Source organism: Thioalkalivibrio sp. (assembly GCF_041690275.1).
Classification (GTDB): domain Bacteria; phylum Pseudomonadota; class Gammaproteobacteria; order Ectothiorhodospirales; family Ectothiorhodospiraceae; genus Thioalkalivibrio.
In genome coordinates this window covers 1-6,032 of record NZ_JAWLHP010000076.1, presented here as the reverse complement: position 1 = coordinate 6,032, position 6,032 = coordinate 1, and the positions used below count along the sequence as shown (strand labels likewise).

Annotated in this window: 5 protein-coding genes; 3 read left to right on the top strand and 2 right to left on the bottom strand. The window is 67.6% G+C overall.

Annotation, left to right across the window (positions count from 1 at the left end; genetic code table 11):
• Positions 1–107 precede the first annotated feature (107 nt).
• The gene (gene argC / locus ACESMN_RS12200; RefSeq protein WP_373053878.1) at positions 108–1,139 is read left to right on the top strand and encodes an N-acetyl-gamma-glutamyl-phosphate reductase; all 1,032 of its coding nucleotides are present in this window, start codon (positions 108–110) and stop codon (positions 1,137–1,139) included.
• A gap of 98 nt (positions 1,140–1,237) precedes the next feature.
• Positions 1,238–1,612, top strand: coding sequence for an iron-sulfur cluster insertion protein ErpA (erpA, locus tag ACESMN_RS12195; protein ID WP_373053877.1), 375 nt, complete (start codon positions 1,238–1,240; stop codon positions 1,610–1,612).
• A 264-nt stretch (positions 1,613–1,876) separates the two neighbouring features.
• Here erpA and ACESMN_RS12190 read toward each other — a convergent pair whose 3' ends face one another.
• Both ACESMN_RS12190 and ACESMN_RS12185 read right to left on the bottom strand, forming a co-directional pair.
• A complete protein-coding gene (locus ACESMN_RS12190) occupies positions 1,877–3,010 on the bottom strand; it encodes an anhydro-N-acetylmuramic acid kinase (RefSeq protein ID WP_373053876.1) in 1,134 nt (377 codons plus the stop codon).
• Complete coding sequence (locus tag ACESMN_RS12185; protein WP_373053875.1) at positions 3,010–4,512, bottom strand: M23 family metallopeptidase; 1,503 nt, start codon at positions 4,510–4,512, stop codon at positions 3,010–3,012. The genes ACESMN_RS12190 and ACESMN_RS12185 overlap by 1 nt, the downstream gene beginning before the upstream one ends.
• Before the next feature lie 185 nt (positions 4,513–4,697).
• On the opposite strand from ACESMN_RS12185, the gene tyrS reads away from it, so the two are divergent.
• Positions 4,698–5,897 (top strand): tyrosine--tRNA ligase, encoded by a 1,200-nt coding sequence (gene tyrS, locus ACESMN_RS12180; protein ID WP_373053874.1) that lies wholly within the window; start codon positions 4,698–4,700, stop codon positions 5,895–5,897.
• Positions 5,898–6,032: the final 135 nt, after the last annotated feature.

The following is a 6,032-nucleotide window of genomic DNA, read 5'->3' as shown; positions in this document are numbered from 1 at the left end:
TTTGTGGGAGGCGAGCGCTCTCGGTGATCCGGCGCGTCGGACCGGATGTCCCGGCGGGCGCTTGCGGGTATCATCCGCAGGCCAGTGTCCAGAGCAACGGAAGGGTGATGATTTCCATTGGTATCGTAGGCGCCACCGGGTACACCGGCGTCGAGTTGCTGCGGCTGCTCGCCGGGCACCCGCACGCCGAGATCGTGGCCGTTACGTCCCGTAGCGACGCCGGGACCCCCGTCGCAAGCATGTTTCCCAGCCTGCGCGGGCGCATCGACCTGAACTTCGTGGAACCGGATCCGGACCGGCTTGCGGAGTGCGATGTGGTGTTCTTCGCCACGCCCCACGGCGTGGCGCACGCGATGGCCGGACCGCTGCTCGAGCGCGATGTGCGCGTGATCGATCTCTCGGCGGACTTCCGTCTCCGGGATGCGGAGCTCTGGGCCCGCTGGTACGGGCAGCCACACGGTGCCCCGCAGTGGCTTGAGCAGGCCGTCTACGGTCTGCCGGAACTGCACCGGGACCGCATTCGCGAGACGCGTCTGCTCGCGGTGCCGGGCTGTTACCCCACCGCGGTCACTCTCGGCCTGCTGCCGCTGCTGCGGGCGCGGGCCGTTGATCCGTCGGACCTCATCGCCGACGCCAAGAGCGGCGTCAGCGGTGCGGGGCGCAAGGCGCAGATCGGCAGCCTGCACGCGGAGGTCGGGGAGAACTTCCGGGCCTATGCCAGTGGCGGGCACCGGCACCATCCTGAGATCCGCCAGACGCTCGAGGACGCGGCGGGCGGTCCCGTGGGGCTCGTGTTCCAGCCGCATCTGGTGCCAATGATCCGAGGCATCCACGCGACGCTCTACGCGCGGCCTCTGGACGGGCAGTTGGACTTCCAGCGCCTGTTCGAAGACTTCTACCGCAACGAGCCCTTCGTCGATCTGCTGCCGCCGGGCGGACACCCGCAGACATCCAGCGTTCGCGGCACGAACCTCTGCCGTATCGCGGTCTTCCGGCCCGTGGAATCGGGGCGGGTGGTGGTGCTTTCAGTGATCGACAACCTGGTCAAGGGGGCCTCGGGCCAGGCGGTGCAGGGCATGAACCTGATGTTCGGTCTTCCCGAGGACCTGGGGCTGAACCTCGTGCCCGTGTTCCCCTGAACGGGAAGGATCATCACCCCCGCCGATCGGGGCATTCTTGACTCTTGCCGTGGGGCTTCATAGCGTATGCCCTCGATGTACACCAGAGAGATTGGATCATGGCCGAAACGATGACTGCAGCTTCCGATGCCGACATGGAGATGCCGAGCCCGCTGATCTTCACCGACGCGGCCGCGACCAAGGTGAAGAGCCTGATCGAAGAGGAGAACAATGACGACCTGAAGCTCCGGGTCTTCGTCAGCGGCGGCGGCTGCTCCGGGTTCCAGTACGGATTCACCTTCGACGAGACCGTCGGAGAAGGGGATACCGTGGTCGAGAATGGCGGCGTGACGCTGCTGATCGACCCGATGAGTTTCCAGTACCTGGCCGGCGCCGAGATCGATTACAGCGAGGGCCTCGAGGGTGCCCAGTTCGTGATCCGCAATCCGAATGCGACCACGACCTGCGGCTGCGGGTCCAGCTTCTCGACCTGATCGCGGGCTCGCGCGGGCTCCAGAGGGGGGGTCCTTACCCCCACCTCAACCCTCCTCCGCGAGCGGGGGCGTAGGCTTTCATGGCAGGACCTGGCGCAGGACTGAGATCGTTGCCGTGAAAGCCCTCTCCACTCGGCGCGAGCCGCCCGGCGGGTCCCTTACTCACCTGAACTCGCTTGCGCGGCATTAGGCGAGCCTCATGCAGGGCAAGGCGGCGGCAAGCCGCCGCACTCCACAGGCGGCGCCAACAGCCGGGCGCGAGGCTCAGCCTTTTGGCAGCGCCCCCGGAATCACGCACCCGAGGATGCGGGGGCCGGCCGCCCCGGTCACCTCCGCCATGTTCCCGGCGCGATTCGCGAGGGTCTGCCGGGCCAGCCAGGCGAAGGCGGCCGCCTCGACCTGCTCGGCCGGTAGCCCCAGCGTTCCCGTCTCTGCGACAGGCACGTCGCCCAGCCGTTCGCGCAGGCGGCGCATCAGCTCGAGGTTATGCACACCCCCCCCGCAGACCAGCACCTCGCAGGGTTCTCCGGCGGGCCGCCCGTGGAGCACGGCGTCGGCGATGATACTCGCGGTGAACTCGGTGAGCGTGGCCTGCACATCGACATCCTGTCCGATGTCGCCGATCGTGGCGAGGCGGTCCTCGAGCCAACCGAGCGAGAAGTATTCAGGACCGGTGGTCTTCGGCGGTTCCAGGGCGAGGAACGGGTCGGCGCGCAGGGTGTCCAGTAGCCCGTAACGCACCGTGCCCCGGGCCGCCCATTCTCCGTTGGCGTCGAACGGCCGCCCAGTCAGTTCGCGGATCCACGCGTCCATCAATGTGTTCCCCGGCCCACAGTCGTATCCGGAAACCGGCTGACCGGGCCTGAGCCAGGTGATGTTGCTGATTCCGCCGATGTTGACCACGGCCCGGCTGACGTCCGGGTGGGCGAAGCACGCGGCGTGCAGTGCGCATGCCAGCGGGGCCCCCTCGCCCCCGGCCGCGATGTCGCGCTGGCGAAACAGGGCGACGGTGTCGATGCCGGTGCGCTCGGCGATGCGGAAGGGATCGCCGATCTGCCAGCTGAACGCGGGGAAGGCGACGGGGCCGTGATAGAGCGTCTGGCCATGGCTGCCGATGGCGCGCACGGCATCGGGCGCCAGCCCCGCCTGATCCAGCAGCCCGAGGGCTGCATCCGCGAAGACCTCGCCGACCGATGCGTCCAGCTGTCCCAGGTCCTGAAGCCGGGCCTGCTCGGCCACGATGATCTCTGCCAGCCGTTCCGCAATGGCGGCGGGATAGGGGTGCCGGCGATGCGCGATGACCTCCCAGCCGAGCGGACCCCCCGGCCAGGCCAGCACCGCCTCGACGCCGTCCCTGCTGGTGCCGGAGATCAGCCCCAGGTAGATCTCCGCGGGCACTAGCGGGGATCCGCGCCGGTGGCGCCCTCCGCCAGCTGGGTATCCCGTATGACCTCGATGGTTGCGAGCAGCGGCGCGGTCTCCCTGCGGAAGGCCTCCATCTGCGCGTCCGGCAGCGATTCCGCCCGGGGGATGTCGACCGTGATCGGATTCGCCGGCTTGCCGCGCACGTGGAATTCGTAGTGCAGATGGGGGCCAGTGGCCGTGCCCGTCATGCCGATGTGGCCGATGATCTCTCCCTGACTCACGCGCGAGCCCACGGACTGGCCTCGGCGGTAGCTGTTGAGGTGCGCGTACAGGGTTCTGTAGTTGTTGCCGTGATCGATGATAACGGTCTTGCCGTAACCGCCACGGGTACCGCGATGGACGATCCGGCCGTTGCCGGCCGCCCGGATCGGTGTGCCGGTGGGAGCCGCGTAATCAACCCCCTGGTGCTGGCGCGTGTAGCCCAGGATCGGATGCTTGCGTGGACCGAAGTGCGAGCTGATCCGGCCCACGTCCACGGGCGTCCGGAGGAAGGCCTGGCGCATGCTCTTCCCGTCCGGCGCGTAGTAATCGGCCTTTTCTCCTTCCGGCGCGAAGCGCAGTGCCTGGAGGATGCGCCCGCGGTTGTGGAATTCGGCCGCGAGCACCGGCCCGTCGCGGAGGTGTTTGCCGTCCTTCAGGATGCGGTCGTAGATGACGATCATCCGGTCGCCGTCCCGGGTGTCCCAGGCGAAGTCGATGTCCCAGCCGAAGATCTCGGCGATCTGGATCAGCGTCGCGTCCGAGAGACCCGCGCGCGAGCCATCGATGAACAGCGAGTGCTGGATCTCGGCGTGCACCACGCGGCGTTGTGTCTCCAGCTGGTGTTCCTGCCGCTCGGCAACGTACTCGCCCGTCGCCGGATCGCGCGTGACCTTCAGATAGTGTTCGCCGCCCCGGGGTTCGTAGATCAACTCTTCCAGTTGCCCGTCGCGGGTGCCTGCATGCATGCGCTCGCCCGGATAGATCTGCTGCAGGTCCGGGGCCTGGTCCCCGAGCGCGAGGATCTCCTGCAGCTGGCCGGAGATCTCCAGCTGGCTGAAGATGCGCGACAGGCTGTCGCCGGAGACCACTTCGTGCTCTGCCCAGTCGAGACCTTCATCGCGCCCGCGGTCGTTCGAGCCGGTGAGCGGCAGCCCTTCCCCCGCCAGCGGGGAGTCTTCCCGCAGCATCGTCGCCGCCGTGTCCGACAGGCGATGCCCGTCCCCCTGCACGGCGGGGATATCCGCGGCCGCGACCTGCAGCAATGCCTCCGGTGGGCGATTGGCGGCCGTCAGCCCGTTCCCGAGGCCCCTGATCTCGATGCTGGTTCGCTCGCTGGCCGGGTGGGCGGTATCATCTGCCGGCGCCACCGAGGCGGCGGGGCCCGCGGACTCCGGCTGCTCCATGTAGGCCGCGAACCCCAGACCTAGCGCGCTGAACAGGAGAATGGCGATCAGCAGCGGCCAGCGTCTGGGGCGCGGTTCCTTGAAGCTCAAGTGCGTGGCACTCGTTTCCAGGAAGATACGGCGTTCTCTTTGCACGGCGGGTCCTCCCCCTCGGACACGGCCTGGGCGTTCAATACGTGGAAAGGCGCAGCGAAAGGCGCAGCCAACCCACATCGACAGCATGGTTTATGCGGCCGACATTTTCAATGATATCAGGTTTCTAACGGGATTATCGAATGGAACTGGAAGAACAGCTGGCGATCCTTCGCCGTGGCGTCGACGAGATCCTGCTCGAGGATGAGCTGAGAGAGCGGCTGCGGGAGGGCCGCCCGCTGCGGATCAAGGCGGGTTTCGACCCTACCGCGCCGGATCTGCATCTTGGTCACACGGTCCTCCTGAACAAGATGAGGCAGTTCCAGGACCTGGGGCACCACGTGATCTTCATCATCGGGGACTTCACCGGACGCATCGGGGACCCGACTGGCAAGACCGTCACCCGTCCGCCGCTGACCGAGGAAGACATCCAGACCAACGCCGCGACCTACCGCGAACAGGTGTTCCGGATCCTGGATCCCAAGGCGACCGAGGTGGTGTTCAATTCCAGCTGGACCGACGAGCTCGGCGCGGCCGGGATGGTGCAGCTTGCCGCCCGGCACACGGTCGCGCGGATGCTGGAGCGCGAGGATTTCAGCAAGCGCTACAGCAGTCGTCAGCCGATCGCGATTCACGAGTTCCTCTACCCCCTGATCCAGGGCCACGATTCGGTAGTGCTGAAGTCGGATGTCGAGTTGGGTGGAACCGACCAGAAGTTCAACCTGCTGGTGGGCCGGGAACTGCAGAAGCAGTATGGGCAGCCTCCGCAGGTCATCCTGACGATGCCCATCCTGGAGGGTCTCGACGGGGTCCAGAAGATGAGCAAGTCGCTCGGCAACTACATCGGTGTGCAGGACGCGCCGGACGACATGTTCGGCAAGGTGATGTCTATCTCCGACGAACTGATGTGGCGTTACTACGAGCTGCTGAGCTGGCGCCCCCTGGCCGATATCGCGGGCCTGCGGGCGCTTGCGGAATCGGGGAAGCGCAATCCCCGCGACATCAAGTTCGAGCTTGCTGAGGAGCTCGTGTCCCGGTTCCATGGTGCCGGGGCCGGCGACCGGGCGCGGGAGAACTTCGTCGCGCGCTTTCAGCGCCATCAGCTTCCCGACGACCTTCCCGAGGTGACGGTGCGCGCCTCGGCGGACGGGTTGCCGCTGCCCAACCTGCTGAAAGAGGCCGGGCTGGTGGGCTCCACCAGCGAGGCCCGCAGCATGCTCCGCCAGGGGGCGGTCCGGCTCGACGGCGAGCGGGTGGAGGATGTCGAGCTGCGCATCGCGGCGGGGTCCCGGCACGTGGTCCAGGTCGGCAAGCGGCGGGTCGCGCGCGTCGTCGTGGCCTGACCGGGTTGCACGGGGCGGCCGGGGATCCGGTCGGCGCCGGATCGCCGAGACGGCATGCCTCCCTCGGTGGGATTTTGTGGGAGCGGCTTCGTGGGAGCGGCTTCCAGCCGCGATGCAGCGCTGCCCCGAGTGCCC

What these genes read in the sequence shown, in the direction of transcription:
- tyrS (WP_373053874.1), top strand. Translation starts at nt 4,698, where the DNA reads ATGGAACTGGAAGAACAGCTGGCGATCCTTCGCCGTGGCGTCGACGAG.
- argC (WP_373053878.1), top strand. Translation starts at nt 108, where the DNA reads ATGATTTCCATTGGTATCGTAGGCGCCACCGGGTACACCGGCGTCGAG.
- erpA (WP_373053877.1), top strand. Translation starts at nt 1,238, where the DNA reads ATGGCCGAAACGATGACTGCAGCTTCCGATGCCGACATGGAGATGCCG.